Here is an 18,255-nt window from a genome sequence, read left to right as displayed (position 1 = left end):
GAATGGTGCCGGCGTCCAGTAATCAAGGAAGAACTTAAGCTTGCAAGCAGCGATTCACTGCCTTTGCCCGCACCCCTTGGAACGGCTTTAGAGCCTTCCCACTGGAAGATAGGGAGGAAACAATGAACAGAAAATCGAAAATCAGTCAACGTTTTAAGTATTTGATGGCTGCCTTCATCATTTTGTTTAGTCAGATTGTGCCTTTATACCAGCTTGATGCAGAAGCGAATACAGCAAATAGCAAATGGCTGAATTTTAAATTTGATGAATTTTCCAGAGATGCGTTCAATCAATTATTTACCGTATCTGGTGACGCCGAGGTTGCCGATGGTACGAATTTTATCCGATTGACGCCGAATTCCGCCCTAAAAAGTGGAGCCGTATTTAATAATACTGCACTATGTCCCAGATACGATTATTCATTCAGTACAGCCTTTTCATTTAGAATGAGTAATCACAGTCCTCAAGGCCCAAGCGACGGTTTGACCTTTACGATCCAGACGGGCACGACCAGTCAGCCGGCATATGGTGGCAGCTTGGGATACTACGGCATACAACCTAGCTTTGCTGTTAAGAAATGACACCTTTGAAAACGATGTCTACAGTGATCCTTCAGCGAACTATATTGGGCTTGCGGTAAATGGGAGGTGGCAAATAAGCCGGGCTGGTATACAGACTTAGATACGTATAGCGGTCCGAAATATAAATTATCTGATGGAACCTTGTATTATACATGGATCGACTACGACGGTCTAAACCAGAATGTACAGGTTCATCTAGGCACATCGCCAGATCGGGCGAGTGCAAGCAAAATATTAGATGTCAGTGACATAGATCTTGGCAGCGTGTTTGGCGGGAAATCGTTCTATGCCGGTTTTACCGCATCAACTGGAGAACCATATTACGAGTATCATGATATCCATAGCTGGTATTTTGTAAATGAGTACGCACCTATTGATACTCTCGATTCGCCAAATGATTATAAAGTGAACCAGCCCCCAACCGCTCCAGATGACGCAAGGGCTACGGCGGTAAATACGCCCGTCTCTGGGCAATTATTCGGTACAGACCCGGATGGAGACCCTTTGACATATAGCAAAGGTACGGCTCCGGGGAACGGAAATGTCATCGTCAATTCCGATGGAACCTGGATTTATACGCCGGACTCGGGTTTTACCGGTGTGGACGAATTCTCCGTTTTCGTCAGTGACGGCAAGTGCGAGAATGTCGAGGCTAGGATTACCGTTGAAGTGACGGACTCCGTTCCGCCTCCGTTGGACATCTGTCCAAATAGAGTAGCGCTGATTAATGGCAGCTTTGAAGATGGGCCGGCACAGGGGTCTTTTGATCCAATCAATGGCCCGTTTATGTTCTATGAATCCGAGGTGCCTGGGTGGAAGACAACAGATGAGGCGGCCGGTCCGGGTATTCACTTAATCGAAATATGGGATTATGCTCAAGGTTATCCGAATCCTACCGTTACACAACAACCCGCTCCAAAGCATGGTAATCGTTATGCAGAACTAAATGCTGTAGAAGATGGCATGTTATATCAAGACGTTGAGACAACACCTGGACAGACGATTTATTGGAGGCTTTCACATAAAGGTCTGTACGGTGTTGATACGATGCAGCTTCGTATTGGCCCGGCAACAGCCGATCCTTATGATACATCGGTCATAAAGCGGATGTCTGATGACAATACGGCTTGGGGAACTTATTCGGGCATCTACACGGTTCCGACAGGCCAGACAGTGACAAGGTTTGGGTTTGAGGCAGTCTCGACGGCCAATGGATCCATTGGGCACGGCAATCATCTGGACGATATTTTCCTTGGAACAGAACCATGTGTGGTCGCCAGCAAGACGGCATCTGCACAGGAAGTAAACATCGGTGATGAAGTAACCTATGAGATTCAAATCAAAAATGAAGGCGGAGATATCGCCGCCAATACGAGCGTCACGGATTTCATTCCGGAAGGAACGGAATATGTTCCAGGCTCGATGAAATTAATCCAGGAATCAGCGATCAAAGATCTTACGGATGCAGCTGATACGGATGAAGGTCAGTTCGACGGCAGCAAGGTCAGCATTCAGTTAGGCAATTTGGCGAATACAAGCCAACTAGCGGATGGCGTTACGGTTCAATTTAAGGTAAAGGTTCTATCCAACGCTTGGAATCCGGAAATTAGAAACAAGGCTCAGATCCATTATGATAACTTGTTAACGGACACGAAGGAACAAATAGAAACCAATGAAACCACGACCCTGGTCCGTACCAATCCTCCTGACCTTGAATCCAGCAAAACAGCTGCCCTTCTGTTGAAGGCGGCTGGAAACACGGACCCTGACCATCCTGAACCGGGAGATACGCTTCTGTACACAATTCAGGCACGAAACACGGTTGAGGACAGCTTGGTTCGCAGCTTCGTCATATCGGACGATATACCGGCAGGGCTGCAATATGTACCGGGCAGCATGAAGGTTGACGGCAATTCTGTCACCGATGCCGGAAATGACAATGACGGCGGTCTGTATGCCGATGGCCGGGTAGTCGCCTTATTCGGGGATATCACGGATACGAACTGGCATAAGCTTGAATTCGCCGTGGTCATTGAAGAGGGACAAGCCGGCAAGAATATTCGAAATATCGCCATCATTGGCGGTGAGAACGTCGATACGCCTAGCAGGGCCGAGGAGGAAGTGAAGGTCTACCCGATTCTGGAATCGGAGAAGTTCGCAGTGAACCTCGAGCCTGGAAAGAACACGTTTGAAGTCGGCGATACGGTGGCCTACAAGATTCAGACTAGAAACTTGGTAAACGGCTCCTTAATATCGGACCTGAAAATTACGGATACCTTGCCGGAAGGCTTGAAGTACGTGCCGGGCAGTTTAAAAGTGAACGGAAGCCCCGTCACTGATGCAGAGGGCGATGATAGCGGCCATTTTGTGACCGGTGCCGTTTACGGCGGATTCGGCGATGTTCAGGACATGGAGTGGCGGACGCTTGAGTTTAATGCGGTTATCCAATCGGGACAAGCTGGCAAGAATATACGTAATATTGCAGTAGTCAGCGGGGATGGTATCCAAGTGCCAAGTATGCCGGAAGAAGAGATAAAGGTCTATCCGCGCAAGCCGATCATCGCTTCAGAGAAGTCTGCAGTTAACCTCGAAGCGGGCAAGGACAACTTTGAAGTTGGCGATACTGTCATTTATACGATTCGGGCAAGAACAGTAGTCAGCGATACTTATATAGACAACCTGGTGATATCAGATACGCTGCCGGCAGGGCTGGAATTTATTCCGGGCAGCTTGAAGGTGGATGGCAATCCGGTCACCGATGACTATGATAATGACAACGGTCATTATGCCTCAGATCAGGTAGCCGGCCACTTTGGGGAGATCTGGGATACGAAGTGGCATACGCTTGAGTTCCGGGCGAAGATCGTAGGAAATGCAGGCCAGACGATCCGAAATACCGGAGAGATTACCGGGGACAATATTGACGAGCCAGGCCGGCCAACAAAAGAAATTACGGTTGAGGAGGGCGGTACTCCGCCTGTCAATCCGCCGATCGATCCGCCTGTTGATCCTCCAGTAACACCGCCAGATGTAACACAACCAGATGTAACACCGCCCGATGTGACTACGCCTGCCCCTGTCATCGAGTCGCGTAAAACATTGAGGGATATCCATGGTGGAGTCATTGAAGTCGGCGATACGATCGAGTACACGATTTCCGTTCGCAACACCGTTGCCGGAAGCCATGTATCGAACCTCGTTATCTCGGACATTCTGCCTGCGGAGCTGAAATATGTGGCAGGCAGCTTGAAGGTGGACGGCCAGTCGGTAACGGATGCCGTGGATAGCGATAAAGGCTCCTATGTGGACGGTAAAGTCAGCGGACGGTTTGGCGACATTGCGGACTTGAGCTGGCATTCGATCGTTTTCCAGGCTGAATTAGTATCCGGCCAAGCCGGTCAGACGATTCGCAACACGGGAGTAGTAGCCGGAGATAACCTGACCAATTCGGACCGGCCGTATGAAGACATCATCGTTGGAAATGGAAGCGGAAATAACCCGGGTATTCCAGGTACTCCAGGGGATACGAATGATGGGTCCTCTTCCGGAAATCCGAACAACCCGGAAGGGGAGAATTCGGATACGGCTGCAGATTCCAATCCATCTGGAGAAAACGGTTCTTCTAGCGGCGCTGACGCAGCCGGTGAGTCTGACGTAACCAGTGAATCCGATGGATCTGGGCAGACAGGCCAATCTGGTTCCTCGAGTGACTCTGTGAACCTAGAGTCTGGGGATCGCGAAGGAACAGGCAGCAAATTGCCAAATACAGCTACAAATATGTATAGTTATTTACTGGCTGGATGTATCCTTCTGCTAGCAGGCCTGTTCCTGATCAGAAGAAAAAGGGCATAAAGAAGAGAAGCCCCGATTTATTAGGGCGGCACAAGTTACTAAGATATGTAGTAAGGGACCGGAGAAATCCGGTTCCTTTTCATTTTATGTATACTTCTGTTAGAACTAATTCAGAGGCCGGCCTTCTGGAGACAAAAATTTGCAGGAACCAGCCTGCTGGCTGTTGAATATATCCGGAATCGCGTTATTGAATATCAGGCGTATTTAACGGGACGCCCTAGCCGCAGGAGGAGAACAACATGAAGACAATCACTGTTCAGAAGCTTAAGGAAACATTCCAGTTGGAAGTGCTTGCGGGAGCCAACGGCATGGATCGTGTAGTTACACGTCCAAGGACGCATAGGCCCGGGCTGGAGTTTGTCGGGTATTTTGATTTTTTTCCAATGGAACGGGTGCAGGTGCTCGGCCGCAAGGAAATTACTTATTTATTGACACTAACCGTAGAGGAACGCAAGCTGCATATCGGTAATATCGTCAAGTATCATCCGCCATGCTTTATTGTGACGTCAGGGCAGCAGGAGATCCCGTATTTAATCCTGTTCTGCGATCAGGAGGGGATTCCGCTGCTGCGGACGACGGAGACGACAACGGAGTTCATTGCCAAGCTGGACAGCTATCTGGTCAAGGCACTTGCGCCAGAAATATCCATCCATGGGGTGTGCGTAAATGTCTCGGGCATAGGCATCCTGCTTCGGGGTAAATCCGGGATCGGCAAGAGCGAAACAGCCCACACGCTTATCCGCAGAGGCCACCGATTCGTGGCGGACGATATTGTGGTGCTCAAGAAGCTTGGCCCGGCAACTCTTCTCGGGACACATAATGAAACTACTCGGGAATTCCTCGCGCTGCGCAGTGTCGGCTTGATCAATGTTGTACGGCAATATGGGCGCAGAGCCTTTCAAGACGAGACGCGAATTGTACTCGACATCGAATTAGCCCCATGGCAGGAAAATTCCTTGAATAATGAGCTGGAGGTAGAGCCGCAATTCACAGAATATCTCGGTGTCAAAATCCCGCATATCGAAGTCCAGCTTCAGCCGGGACGCGATGTGGCGGGTCTGATTGAGGCAGCGGCAAACAACTGGTACCTCAAGCAGTTGGGCTACAGCGCCGCTGAAGAGTTCATGAAGCGGATCGAGAATGAAATGCAGTAGTCGTAAACGCAGTGTGCAGCGTTGATCCAACGATTGCTGAAATCGACGGGGCTTATCGACTAAAATGTATAAAGCAACAACCGCTGTCAGGCTTTGAGCCGACAGCGGTTGTTTTTATATCTTATGATTTGACTTAATGTTCGGCTAATGTTGATGGCAGCCGTGCTTCGAAAACGACGCTTGAATCTCGTTCCAGTGCAGCTGATCGGTGGATTCCACCAAATAGTCGGCGCCAGATAGAGAGGGGCCGACTCCCACGGCGAACATGCCGCTTGCCTTAATCGCCAGAATGCCTGCGGCCGCATCCTCGATGCCGATCGAGCGGCGCGGGTCGGCTCCTAATCCCGCGCATGCGGTCAGGAAGATTTCAGGATCCGGCTTGGATCGCTGGATTCGCGCGGCGTCCGCGATGTAATCGAACGTCCCTTCCAAGCGCAAGGATTGCAGCACGGTTGCCGCATTTTTGGATACGGAGGCAAGCCCGATCGGGATGCCTTCCTCCTTGATTGCAGCGATCAACTCTGAAATACCGGGCAGGATATCATCCGGCGTTAATTGCGTCAGCAATTGACAATAATGCGTGTTCTTCTCATCCGCCATCCGTTCCTTTTCCGCCTCGGTATAATCGTGCTGCTGCCCGCCTTCGCGCAATATTAACTCTAAAGAATCCATTCGGCTAACGCCCTTCAGCTGTTCGTTAAAAGCCTCGTCAATGACAATGCCCAGCTGTCCGGCAAGCTGCTTCCACGCAACAAAGTGAAAATGAGCCGTATCCGTAATAACGCCGTCCAAATCGAACACCACGGCTTCGATTGCCTTATCGGCCATAAATCGCTTCCTCCCTTTATCCCCCCCGCCAGCTAACGGGCTATTGGCTGATTAAGCCAGGCGGACCTCCCGTCCGAAAAGACGGATCGTCAATTCTTCTCCCGACAGCAAGGTCACCTTCGAACCGCTCTGATCCACGGTGATCGACAGGCGTCTTCCCAGGTACATGATCGTGAATGAATAGGAATCCCATGGCTTGGGGAGAACCGGCTCTAGCGACAAGCCGCTGTCCTTAATGCGCAGACCAGCGAAGCCGAATACAATCGCCATCCAGGTTCCGCCCATATTGGCCATATGGAGACCGTCCTTCGTATTCCCGTGCGTATTATCCAGATCCAGCCGCGCCGTCTCGATGAAATAATCATAGGCCTTGTCAAGCTCTCCGATCTTTGCGGCCATAATGCTGAAGACACAGGAGGACAGCGAGGAATCGTGCGTCGTTATTTTCTCATAATAATGATAGGAGGCCCGGATAACCGATTCATCCTGTTCATCCTCCAGCAGGAAATGCGCGAGCACCGTGTCGGCCTGCTTGCAAACCTGGTAACGGTACAAGGTCAGCGGATGGTAATGCAGCAGGAGCGGGTAGTGATCCGCCGGTGTCCCTTCGAAGTCCCAAATCTGTTTTTGCAAGAAGGAGTCGTCCTGAGGATTGATATGGAGTGCTGAATCATAAGGCAGATACATCTGCTCCGCGGCCTGCAGCCACTCGTTAGCCTCTTCTTCCCTCAGCCCGATCCTCGAAGCCACTTCAGCTAGCGCTTCGGGGGCGCGTTCCTTCATTTCCTCAACGACTCGGGCGGCCCATTTCAAATTATATTTGGCCATCACATTCGTGTAATAGTTGTTGTTAACGATCGCCGTATATTCGTCCGGCCCGGTTACCGCGTCGATCTTGAATTTGCCGTCGTGGTAGTGGCCGGTATCGATCCACAGCCGGGCTGTCTCCATCAGAAGCTCCGCGCCATAGCGTTCGATAAATTCGAAGTCTCCCGTGACCAGATAATATTGCACGAAGCTGTAGGCGATGTCCGCACTGATATGGTACTGGGCGGTGCCAGCCGGAAAGTAGGAGGAGCATTCTCCGCCTGATATAGTCCGCCACGGGAATAATGCGCCTTGGCGGTGTCCCATTTCCCTTGCCCGTGCCCGTGCCCCGTCCAATATCGAGTACCGGTAAAGAAGCAGTGACTTGGCACGCTCCGGGTTCGTCATCAGGAAGACAGGCAGCATATAAATTTCAGTATCCCAAAAATAATGGCCTTCGTACCCTTCGCCCGACAAGCCCTTCGCCGCTATATTCGAATGGCGGTCGCGGCCTGCCGACTGAAGCAGATGGAACAGATTGAAGCGGATGCCTTCCTGCAGCGCCGGATCTCCTCCGATGCGAACGTCCGCCTGGCGCCAGAATTCGTCCAGGTAGCTGCGCTGGCTCTCCGCGACCTCCTGAAAGGACAGGCTGGACAGCTGGCTGCTCAGCTCATAGGCCGCCTGCAGAGGAGCCTCTCCATGCCGGAGCGTGTCTGTGAAGATATTGACCTTCGTCAAGACAGCCGTCTCTCTCAATTCGAAGGCAAGCATCGTTTCGATGCGCTCGTCTGTCCGGGTGATATGCTGGCGGCTGTCCTGATTGACCCGGCATGTAGAGACGCAAGCGGCGCGAAGCTTGGAATGCAGCGTCTCCGCCTCAATGCCGGCTGTGCTGCCTTCCGCCTGTGCTGCCGTGACCCGCAGCAGCTTGACATGATCGGAGCCGACCCTCGGGTCGTTTGGATCAGCAAAGTTCGATACGTCGCCCCGCAGCACCGATACGACGGCTGCAGGACCGAAATAATTGACAGGCTCTAGTGAAATCTCCTGAACAAACAATTCCTTGTCGCGGAAGGAGACAATGCGCTTGAAGCGCAGCTTGATTTCCTTGCCTAGCGGCGACCGCCAATGCACATATCGTTCTGCAAATCCTTTATCCATATGAAGAGTACGGCGGTACTCGACAATTTCCCCTTCGTCTAGTGCAAATCTTTCCCTGCTGTCCTCTTCGCCGAAATAGATCAGCACGGTCTGCGCGTCCATGATATTCACGAGCTTCTGCTGGGTTTCGGGAAAGCCGTTTAATTTCTCCCCGTAAGCGATGTCTGTAATATCGTGGAACGCGTTCAAATACGTTCCGCGGATTGTGCCAGACGTATTGGCGGAGCTGTCGTTTTCCTCAAGATTTCCGCGCACGCCCAAATAACCGTTTCCTGTAAAGTAAAGGCTCTCCTCCTGAAGCAGGCTTGCCTGATCAGACTGATTGGACTGAATGATCCAAGACATGTATACAAAATTCCTTCCTAATTCGAAATTTCGATCGATACAACCCCGTCCATCTGCGAGATGGTACGGTACAATTTCGTAATCGATTGGTTAGAGCTCACTTTAGTCCGAAGCTCAAGTAAATGGACAGCGTCCTTCTTGATATCCTTAATCCGTGAATGTGAAATCCGGATTCTCTCCGCTTGGAGATTGTCGATGACTTGCTCCAGGCTGGACGGCTTGTCGACCGTGATTAGAATCAGATGCTCGTTTCCCAGCCGTTTCATCGGTCTCTCCAACAAGAAGGGAATCAGCTCTACACTGACGATCAGCAGCACAACGACCGTGATCGCTTCAATATAGAAGCCCGCTCCGACGGCAATGCCGATCCCGGCGGCGCCCCATATCATTGCAGCCGTTGTCAAGCCCGAGATATGGTCGTTGCCCCGTCTCAGGATGACGCCGGCCCCGAGAAAGCCGATTCCCGAGACGATTTGCGCAGCAAGCCGGAGCGGATCCATTTGGATATGGATGCCGTGCTCACTTCGGGTTGCCAGATAGGCGGACTCCATGGAGACGATCGTCAGCAGGCAGCTAATGATCGCGATGACTGAGCTCGTCTTCAAGCCCAGCGGCTTCCTCTTGATTTCGCGCTCCAATCCGATGATAAAGCCGAGCAGAGCTGCCAGGCCCAGCTTTATAAAAAGTTCATTGTTAGCCATTCCATGGGATCTTCCTTTCCAAGGGCGGAGCCTGTGACATGATGTAGGATTCTAGTTTTTGCTTCTTCTTCCGTACACGAAATATAGCGTTAACCCGGACATGATCATGAGAATAACCGTGTAGACCAAGGTGAGCGCCTTGGCGTCACCAAGTGCCTGCGGATCGGTGCTGTTCTTGACCACGATTCCGAGCGGCTCGAACAGCGGATGGTACAGGAACACCGTGACATCGTAATCGGCCAACATCCCGTTGAAATTCAGAGCGAGCACGGCCAGCGTGGATGGAAGAATGATAGGCAGCAGCACTCTGCGGAACGTGTAGAACGGTTTGGCTCCCAGGTTGCGGGCCGCATCCTCCAGGTTGCTGTCTATGCTGAAGAACGAAGCCTTCACCATCCGGAGCGTAAACGGAATATGCACGATGACATATGCCAGGAACAGCATCCAGACAGAGCCTACGAGCACGGAATTGCCGACGATCCAACGGGGTACCCCGAATGTAACAATTAATCCGATGGCAATCAGCGTGGAAGGCAGTATCCAGGGAATGAGCAGCGCATACTCCAGCATTGTGGACCAGATATTTCTGTATTTATGCAGAATCCGCGAGGCCATCAAGGCAATGGCTACTACGGTCACCGAAGCCGCTGCCCCGTAGCAAATGCTGACCAGGTATGGCTTGAACGCCGACAGGCTGGAAAATACCCGAATATAGTTGTCGAGGCTGAAACTGCTGAGCGACAACGTTCCCGAATAAATACTCTGGGCGTCCGTGAATGAGAAGAGGACGATGAGAATAACCGGGATGACATAAATCAGGAACAGGAAATAGGCAATGGCATGAACGATAATATTGCCGAGCTTGGAATGGATTTGCTGCTTGACCAGATCCGATTTCACCTTCGAGACCGACATGAAATTGCCCTTGCGCTCGAAACGGATCATGATCGACAGCAAGATCAAGGTGGCGATGCCCAGAATAAGCGCCAGCAGCGCCGCCAAATTCCGCGAGGTTACGCTCTTGGAGAAGGTCAAAATCATCGGCGTGATCGTCTGGAACTCAGTTCCGCCCAGGATGAGCGGAGCGGATGTGGCCGCAAGCCCTGTCAGGAACACCAGAATGGTGAGCGCGTAGATGGTGGGCTTCAGAACCGGGATCACGACCCGCCATAAAATGTAGAAGGTAGAAGCGCCCATGTTTCTTGCGGCTTCGACCGTTTGGTAGTCGACCTTCCGGATCGCGTTGCTCAGGAAGAGCACGTGATTGGACGTACAGGCGAACGTCATGACGAACAGAACCGCCCAGTAGCCGTGAAACCATGTTGCGTCGAAGGACGGAAATATGGCCGACATCACCTTCGTCATAAATCCGGTTTCTCCGTAAATTAATTTGTAGCCCGAGACCAGAACGACACCGCTGTAGATCAAGGTGGTAAAGTAACCAAGCCTCAGGAGCTTCGCGCCCTTAACCTTGAAATATTCTACGACGAGAACGAGGAAGATGCCTACGATATTGACCGTAACCACCAGGGAGCAGGCCAGCAGGAAGCTGTTGGACAAGCTCTTCATCGCCCGTTCCGAGCGAAGCAGCTTCTCGATAGCCTCGAAAGAGAACTTTCCGCCGGAAAAAAAGATTTCATAATAAATGTTCAGGTTGGGATAGATCAGAAAGGCTATGACAAACCAGGCGATCAGCCCGTACATGATCATAGCGGTCGGTCGCAGCGGCAGTCGGCCTTTATTTTTCATTGCAAACAAACGATGTCACCCCCTAGTACTGAAGAATATCTGTGGCATTGATGTACACGTCGATCTCGTCTCCTACAGCGGGCTGGGCCGATCCGCTCTCCGTTTCCAGCGTTTTCAGCAGCCCGCCTCCGATCACCTCAACGGTATATTTCGTATACAGGCCATAGAACTCCTGATCAATGATTTTACCCTTCAGCCGAACGGTATCCTCTCTCTGGGCCACAGGGGAGAGGTTGACCTTCTCGTTGCGAATGTACGACTTCTTATGGGGATCCACATAGTTCTTCAAATCGCTGTTCTCGATAATGGCCGGAGCGATCAGATTAATGTCGCCGATAAAATTACATACGAACTCGGTCTTGGATTCATTGTAAATTTCACGCGGTGTGCCTACCTGCTCAATGACGCCCTTATTAAACACCGCGATGCGGTCGGACAGCGTCAGTGCCTCCTCCTGGTCATGCGTAACGTAGATCGTCGTGATGCCGAACTTCTTCTGCAGGTCCTTAAGCTCGTTGCGCAATTGTACCCGCAGCTTGGCATCGAGATTGGACAGCGGCTCATCCAGCGCGAGAATGCTGGGCTTGAGCACGAGCGCCCGGGCGATGGCTACACGCTGCTGCTGTCCGCCCGACAGCTCTGAGACCTTCTTAGCAAGCTGTTCGTCGTTCAAGTCCACCTTGCCTGCAATTTCCTTGACCATCCGGTCGATATCCGCCTTGGGCGTCTTTTTGACCTTCAAGCCGAAGGCGATATTCTCGTACACGTCCAGCGTCGGAAACAGCGCATAGCTCTGGAACACCATGCCGATTTCCCGCTTCTCGATCGAGACGTTCGTGATGTCCTTGTCCTTTAAGAAAATTTGTCCGTCCGTTGGCTGGATAAAGCCGACCAAGCTGCGCAGAATCGTTGTTTTGCCGCAGCCAGACGGCCCTAGAAAGGTGAAAAACTCACCCTCCTTAATATTCAAATTTAGATTCTTGATGGCATGGAAATCGCCGAATTTAATCTGGATATCCTTGAATGTAATCATGTTTACCCCTTGTGTGTGAATTTTTGTGGATGAAAATCAGCAGACTGCATATCGGCCATCTTTAACATGCAGTCTGCTGTCGAATCGTCGTGATATTGTCCGTCCGTCTTATTTTTTGATTTCTAGCTCAATCTTCTCGACCCATTGCTCAATATTGTCGGAGAGGAAGCCCCAATCGAACTGCTGCGCCTTCAGCGCCGAATACAGATTCTTCACTTCGTCGTTCGCCTTCTCTACGGCCTTCATATTGGCTGGCATCGCATTGAATTGTGCAACGAATTCGCCCTGAACCTCAGCTGTGCCCAACCATTCGACGAACCGTTCAGCCGTCTCCTGCTTCTTCGTTCCATTAATAATGGCAGCATGCTCTACGATCATAGGAACGCCAACCTCAGGCGCAACCGTGCCGGCTTCAACGCCGTATTGCTCTGTCTTGCTCTTCAGTGTACCGGAGACGATTGTCACCAGCGGAGTTTTGCCGCTGGCCAGGTTCGCATACGGATCTTCTCCTTCAACCATAGGAACGCCGTTGTCGTACATTTTCTTTACTTCGTCCCATCCTTGCTGCGAAATGCCCAGTTCACCGTTCTCATCGATGTGACGCGTCAGAATTCCGGCCACTACCAGCTGAGGCGTGATCTGTCCAAGCAGCGCCGGCGCCTCATATTTGCCATGGAACTCAGGATTGTTCCACAGATCCGTCCAATCCTTCGGCGCTTGATCCGCCGCTATACTGTCCGGATTGTAGCCCAGCAGAATCGCCTGCTTGATCAAGCCGTGGTAATATCCATCCGGATCGTTCAAGCCTTCCTCAACATCACTAGCCCAAGCGGGAACGTATTTGGCAAGTACATTTTCCTTTTTCAGCTTCTCATACAGCATATTGTTCAGACCGTACACCACGTCGGCTACCGGGTTATTCTTCTCGGCAATCAGGCGGTTCGTCAGATCGGCGCCGCCCGCTCCCACGATTTCGATTTCGAAGCCGGCTGCCTTCGCTTTCTCAACGAGCCATTCGCCGCGCCCGTCCGAGTTAGCGTTCGTGTACACGATCAGCTTCTCATTCTTGACCGCTTGTCCACCCTCGGACTCCGCGTTCGAGCCTGCGGGATTGCCCCCGTTGCCCGATTTATTGCCGCAAGCTGCTACCATCATGGCCAGTACCAAGGTTAACGTCAAAAGCATGAATTTCTTCTTCATGTTGAATTCAGTCTCCTTTATGATCGGTTATTTCTAAAGTTGCCGTAATTGGGAAATGATCCGATGGATATTTCCGGTCAAAGCTGTCGGTTACAGCTCTCGTGCTCAGCACCTTTACCTGCTTGTCTGCAAAAATATAATCGATTTCCTTCAATTCACCCCATGGAATGTCGTAGCGGAAGCCGGTAAAGGTTCCCCGCGGGCCATAATGAAGCACATCCGCTACTCTCCGGGTATCGATTAGCCGATTTACAATGGCTTTATAGCATCTTTCCTCCAGAGAAGCGTTGAAATCTCCTGTCAGTACAACCGGAAGGCCAGCCGCATGCCGTTCAATCCAGTCCAGAATGAGGAGAGCGCCGCGGTACCTGGCTTCCTCGCTGACGTGATCCAAGTGGGTGTTCATGATTAGCAGCCGTCTCCCGTTCCGCTTGTCCCTAAGTTTCACCCAGGTGCAAATTCGCATGCAATCCGCGCCCCACGATTTTGAAGGAACGTCCGGCGTTTGCGACAGCCAGAAGGTGCCGCCGTCCTCCTTGGCAAACACCGAGGCTTTGTAGAAGATCGGGCTATGCTCGCTCTCCGGATCGTGATCGCGGCTGATGCCTTCTGTGGCGTAATCGTCCAATCCCGATAGATAACGCAGCTGATTGCCCCGTGCTTCCTGTATCCCCACGACATCCCAGCGGTAATGCGCCATCATGCTGAGCATGTGCTCCTTGCGGCAGTCCCAGCCGTTCTCGCCATCGGCAGGATTATCGAAGCGAATATTGAAGGAAGCCATTTCATAAATCGTCATGCCTGTCACCAACCACCCCTCAGCCGTATTTTTTCGACGTCTTCGCTGTCATTGAAACCGCTTTAACTTTGTTGTCTGCTTGGCGCCGTCTAATACGCCTCTCATCCCCCTAATGTGATTTAGTCAGAACGAAATGTCTTTGTTTACATATTGAAGTGTATAAGTTAAAGGGATATAATGCTGTTAAAAAATAAAGGTTTTTATTAAAAATTAAAGGGTGAAATATGACAGCGACGAATAACACAGTCCCTCAGAAGATCATCAAAAAGTTCACAGAAGAGCGGGTCAAGAACAAACAAAAGTTCTTCGTGCATCCTTCCTACAATTCGGAGCAGAAGATGCTGCAGGCTTTAACCAAGGGCCTGCTGGATGAGGCTACCCAAGCCCTGGATGCTATCAACCGTCAGGATCGAGCTACGCTGGCCCGGGACCAGGTACGTTCCTTGAAGAATTCGTTGATCTGCACTTGTACCTTGTTTACGCGAGCGATTATTAGCGGCGGGGTTCACCCGGAGCACGCTTACAATTTGAGCGATGTGTTCATCAGGCAAATCGAGGATACGAACGAGATCGGGAGCCTGAAGGACCTTGAGTATGAGATGCTCCATTCCTTTTTCTGGACGCTGCGCAAGGAAAAGAAGCCGTTGTATAACTCCATTATCAATAAAACAATTTCCTACATTCATGATGAAATTTTCGGCGATCTGTCGCTGGAGAAGCTTGCGGCTAATGTAAAAGTGCATCCGTATTATTTGTCCAGCCTGTTCAAGCAAGAAGTCGGCTTGTCTATTGGCGAATATATTAATAGGAACCGGATCGAGGATTCCAAATATTTTCTCATCCACACCGATCTTCGCATCCTGGATATTGCTGTGCTGCTCGGATTCTGCAACCAGAGCTACTATAGCCGGCAGTTCAAGAAATATGTGTCCATGACTCCGCTGCAGTACCGGAACCGGTACTCGGAGTTGGAGATGCATTAGTGGATAAAGCTGTAAACTTCAAATCAGATTCTAAATCACTTAAATTTATCATATTTATACTAAATAAATATTTTAATCTATCAGTATTATTGATACACTAGGATCAGGTTATGAATTGTTCCAGAAATGGTGTGTGACTAGGTTCCGCACTGGCTTGCTGTTATGCCTGAGCAGGAGCGCCTACATCCTTTCTGCAAATCTTAGGGTATAAGGACGGTAAAAATGAGTAACAGACAAACAAGTACAGATGTTATCTTAATTGGTGCCGGGATTATGAGTGCAACTTTGGGGACACTGCTGAAGGAATTAGTACCGGACTGGGAAATTACAGTGTTTGAGAAGCTTGCCACAGCAGGAGAGGAAAGCTCTAACGAGTGGAATAATGCGGGAACAGGACATGCAGCGCTATGCGAACTTAATTATACCGTCGAGAAATCGGACGGATCCGTAGATATAAGCAAAGCTATCAAGATTAACGAACAGTTTCAGGTTTCCATGCAATTCTGGTCTTATCTTGTCAACAGCAGCCTGATCCGTAATCCGCGCGACTTTATCGCCCCATTGCCGCATATGAGCTTCGTACAAGGGGAGAAGGACGTAACGTTCTTGAAGAAACGTTTTAAAGCGCTATCAATCAATCCGTTGTTTAAAGGCATGGAGTTTTCCGATGATCCCAAGCGGCTGATGGAATGGATTCCGTTGATGATGAAGGATCGCCCATCCAACGAACCGATAGCGGCGACAAGAATCGAGTCCGGAACGGATGTGAACTTCGGCGCTTTAACCCGCTTGTTGTTCGAGCATTTACAGAGACAAGGCGTAAGTATCCAATACAACCGCAGCGTAGATAACCTAAAGCGTACTAGCGACGGCTTGTGGGAGTTGAAAGTACGGAATGCCGATAACGGCAGCATCGAGCGCCATACGGCCAAATTTGTCTTTATCGGCGGCGGGGGAGGAAGCCTCCATTTACTGCAGAAATCGGGCATTCCGGAAGGGAAGCATATTGGAGGATTTCCCGTTAGCGGACTATTTATGGTATGCAATAATCCGGAAGTGGTGGCGCGGCACCATGCCAAAGTATACGGCAAGGCCAAGGTAGGCGCCCCTCCTATGTCCGTTCCGCATCTAGATACAAGATTTATCGACAATAAGAAGTCATTGCTGTTCGGGCCATTTGCCGGTTTCTCGCCGAAGTTCCTGAAATCCGGCTCCATGTTTGATTTGATTACGTCCGTTAAGCCGGATAATCTTGTAACGATGCTGGCTGCAGGCGCCAAGAACATTCCACTGACCAAGTACCTGATCCAGCAGGTAATGCTGTCGAAGGAGAAACGCATGGAGGAGCTGCGGGAGTTCATCCCAGATGCCAAAAGCGAGGATTGGGATCTGCTTGTGGCCGGTCAACGCGTGCAGGTGATCAAGGATACGGATACCGGCAAAGGGACGCTTCAGTTCGGAACGGAGGTCATCAGCTCCGCCGATGGCTCGATCGCCGCATTGCTCGGCGCTTCACCAGGGGCTTCAACCGCTGTGTCCGTCATGCTTGAAGTCATTGCAAGATGCTTCCCGCAGTATATGGAGGCGTGGGAGCCGAAGATCAAAGAAATGATTCCTTCTTATGGCGTATCATTACTGCAAAACCCTGCACTTATTCAGGAAGTTCACACTCTAACATCACAGACGCTCGCTCTAAGCGAGAAAGTCCCTGTATACAATTAGTATCATTTAACCCGGAACCTTTGATCTGCTTTTGGATCAAGGGTTCTTTTTTCATGCCAGTGAGAAAGTTGTATCGGGGGAATCCGTTATGGGTAAACTGCAAAATGGCAGGACATCCGGAGGCCGTATAGCGAAGGAGGCAATCAAAATATGAGTAAGTTCGATGGCAAAGTAGTATTGATTACGGGCGCTGCAGGCGGGATTGGGAAGGCGACGGCAAAAAAATTGGCAGAGCAGGGAGCTAAGCTTGCTTTGGTCGACTTGAATGTAGAGGCAGTCCAGCAAGTCATTTCAGAATTGGGCTTGGATGATTCAAGGGCCCTTGCTCTTAAAGCCAATGTCGCGAATGAAGAAGAGGTCAAAGCTTATGTCGATGCAGCCGTTGAGAAGTTTGGCAAAATCGATGGCTTCTTTAACAATGCAGGAATAGAAGGGATTACTGCCAATGTAGAGGATTATCCGACAGACATTTTTGAAAGGGTACTTAACGTCAATGTCAAAGGCGCGTTCCTTGGGCTTAAATACGTGGTTCCTGTGATGAAGAAGCAAGGGTACGGCAGTATCGTCAATACCTCCTCAGGCGCAGGGCTAATCGGCTCTCCCGGCTTTGTTGGCTACAACAGCTCCAAGCATGCAGTGATTGGGATGACCAGAGTGGTGGCGCTAGAAGCAGCCCCCTTCGGTGTAAGGGTGAATGCGGTGGCACCCGGTGTAATCAATACCCGCATGATGCGCCAGATTGAGAAGAATACGGTCCCTGAGGACGCCGAAGGAGCGAGAGAGGCCTTTAGTTCCGCAGTACCTATGGGAAGATACGGAGAGGCGGAGGAAGTGGCAAATGTAGCTGTCTTCCTGCTATCTGATGAGGCCTCTTATGTAGCTCAGTCCATCTACACGGTGGATGGCGGCCAAATCAATCAGTAGAAAGTAGAAATATGCAGAAACGATTAGACTTGAGGCAGCCAAAGGGCTAGGTTGGCTGCCCCGTTATTCTGTGGTGAAAAATATTTGCCCAAAAGAAGATAAAAACGAGTAATTAAAGGTAGAATGGATAGTTACTCACCTTATAATTATTTGTCTACGTCCTGACTCAAATATACAAGCCACAAGCCAATTATGAAGAGAATAACAGGAATTACAAACCAACTGATATGGATATTAAAGATATTATATCGAAAAGCTCCGCTATTGATGTCGGCAGAACGGTCAACCGACTTAAGTGCAGAGATTAAAAATCCCGTGCATAAAAAAATTACCGAAGATAAGATAGATGTACATCCAAGAAACAATTTTCTCATGTGTAAGCCCTCCTGGAAAAAAGTACAACTCTCCTACCA

Annotated in this window: 13 protein-coding genes; 6 read left to right on the top strand and 7 right to left on the bottom strand. The window is 50.4% G+C overall.

Translation table 11 applies throughout. The features are described 5' to 3' along the window. Positions 1–122: 122 nt before the first annotated feature. The 3 genes from BN2762_RS07335 to hprK all read left to right on the top strand — a co-directional run bounded on the left by BN2762_RS07335 (position 123) and on the right by hprK (position 5,587). Positions 123–581 carry an L-type lectin family protein gene (locus tag BN2762_RS07335; protein WP_055106357.1) on the top strand — a complete coding sequence of 153 codons (459 nt, stop codon included), beginning with the start codon at positions 123–125 and terminating at the stop codon, positions 579–581. 66 nt (positions 582–647) lie between these two features. Beyond that, positions 648–4,433, top strand: coding sequence for an isopeptide-forming domain-containing fimbrial protein (locus BN2762_RS07330; RefSeq protein ID WP_074048584.1), 3,786 nt, complete (start codon positions 648–650; stop codon positions 4,431–4,433). Positions 4,434–4,672: 239 nt separating this feature from the next. Further along, a complete protein-coding gene (hprK, locus tag BN2762_RS07325) occupies positions 4,673–5,587 on the top strand; it encodes an HPr(Ser) kinase/phosphatase (RefSeq protein WP_055106355.1) in 915 nt (304 codons plus the stop codon). Positions 5,588–5,731: 144 nt separating this feature from the next. On the opposite strand, the gene pgmB is transcribed toward hprK, so the two are convergent. The 7 genes from pgmB to BN2762_RS07290 all read right to left on the bottom strand — a co-directional run bounded on the left by pgmB (position 5,732) and on the right by BN2762_RS07290 (position 14,213). After that, positions 5,732–6,415, bottom strand: coding sequence for a beta-phosphoglucomutase (gene pgmB / locus BN2762_RS07320; RefSeq protein ID WP_055106354.1), 684 nt, complete (start codon positions 6,413–6,415; stop codon positions 5,732–5,734). 51 nt (positions 6,416–6,466) lie between these two features. Continuing rightward, entirely contained in the window at positions 6,467–8,731 is a 2,265-nt protein-coding gene (locus BN2762_RS07315) for a glycoside hydrolase family 65 protein (protein WP_055106353.1), read from the bottom strand. Between the two features lie 17 nt (positions 8,732–8,748). Next, positions 8,749–9,432 carry an MgtC/SapB family protein gene (locus tag BN2762_RS07310; RefSeq protein ID WP_055106352.1) on the bottom strand — a complete coding sequence of 228 codons (684 nt, stop codon included), beginning with the start codon at positions 9,430–9,432 and terminating at the stop codon, positions 8,749–8,751. A 51-nt stretch (positions 9,433–9,483) separates the two neighbouring features. Next, the gene (locus tag BN2762_RS07305; RefSeq protein ID WP_055106484.1) at positions 9,484–11,181 is read right to left on the bottom strand and encodes an ABC transporter permease; all 1,698 of its coding nucleotides are present in this window, start codon (positions 11,179–11,181) and stop codon (positions 9,484–9,486) included. A 22-nt stretch (positions 11,182–11,203) separates the two neighbouring features. Next, positions 11,204–12,214 carry an ABC transporter ATP-binding protein gene (locus tag BN2762_RS07300; RefSeq protein WP_055106351.1) on the bottom strand — a complete coding sequence of 337 codons (1,011 nt, stop codon included), beginning with the start codon at positions 12,212–12,214 and terminating at the stop codon, positions 11,204–11,206. Between the two features lie 108 nt (positions 12,215–12,322). Next, a complete protein-coding gene (locus BN2762_RS07295; RefSeq protein WP_055106350.1) occupies positions 12,323–13,414 on the bottom strand; it encodes an extracellular solute-binding protein in 1,092 nt (363 codons plus the stop codon). A 7-nt stretch (positions 13,415–13,421) separates the two neighbouring features. Then, entirely contained in the window at positions 13,422–14,213 is a 792-nt protein-coding gene (locus tag BN2762_RS07290; protein WP_055106349.1) for an endonuclease/exonuclease/phosphatase family protein, read from the bottom strand. A 224-nt stretch (positions 14,214–14,437) separates the two neighbouring features. Between BN2762_RS07290 and BN2762_RS07285 the strand changes: the two genes are divergently transcribed. The 3 genes from BN2762_RS07285 to BN2762_RS07275 all read left to right on the top strand — a co-directional run bounded on the left by BN2762_RS07285 (position 14,438) and on the right by BN2762_RS07275 (position 17,842). Then, positions 14,438–15,196, top strand: a complete 759-nt coding sequence (locus BN2762_RS07285) for an AraC family transcriptional regulator (protein ID WP_055106348.1) — start codon at positions 14,438–14,440, stop codon at positions 15,194–15,196. Between the two features lie 222 nt (positions 15,197–15,418). Continuing rightward, positions 15,419–16,918, top strand: a complete 1,500-nt coding sequence (locus BN2762_RS07280) for a malate:quinone oxidoreductase (protein WP_074048583.1) — start codon at positions 15,419–15,421, stop codon at positions 16,916–16,918. A 150-nt stretch (positions 16,919–17,068) separates the two neighbouring features. Beyond that, positions 17,069–17,842, top strand: coding sequence for an SDR family NAD(P)-dependent oxidoreductase (locus tag BN2762_RS07275; protein ID WP_055106346.1), 774 nt, complete (start codon positions 17,069–17,071; stop codon positions 17,840–17,842). The last annotated feature ends 413 nt before the right edge of the window (positions 17,843–18,255 follow it).

Origin of the sequence: Paenibacillus ihumii, assembly GCF_001403875.1 — a bacterium.
Classification (GTDB): domain Bacteria; phylum Bacillota; class Bacilli; order Paenibacillales; family Paenibacillaceae; genus Fontibacillus; species Fontibacillus ihumii.
Note: the sequence above shows the minus strand (reverse complement) of the source record. Positions and strands in the feature narration are given on the sequence as shown.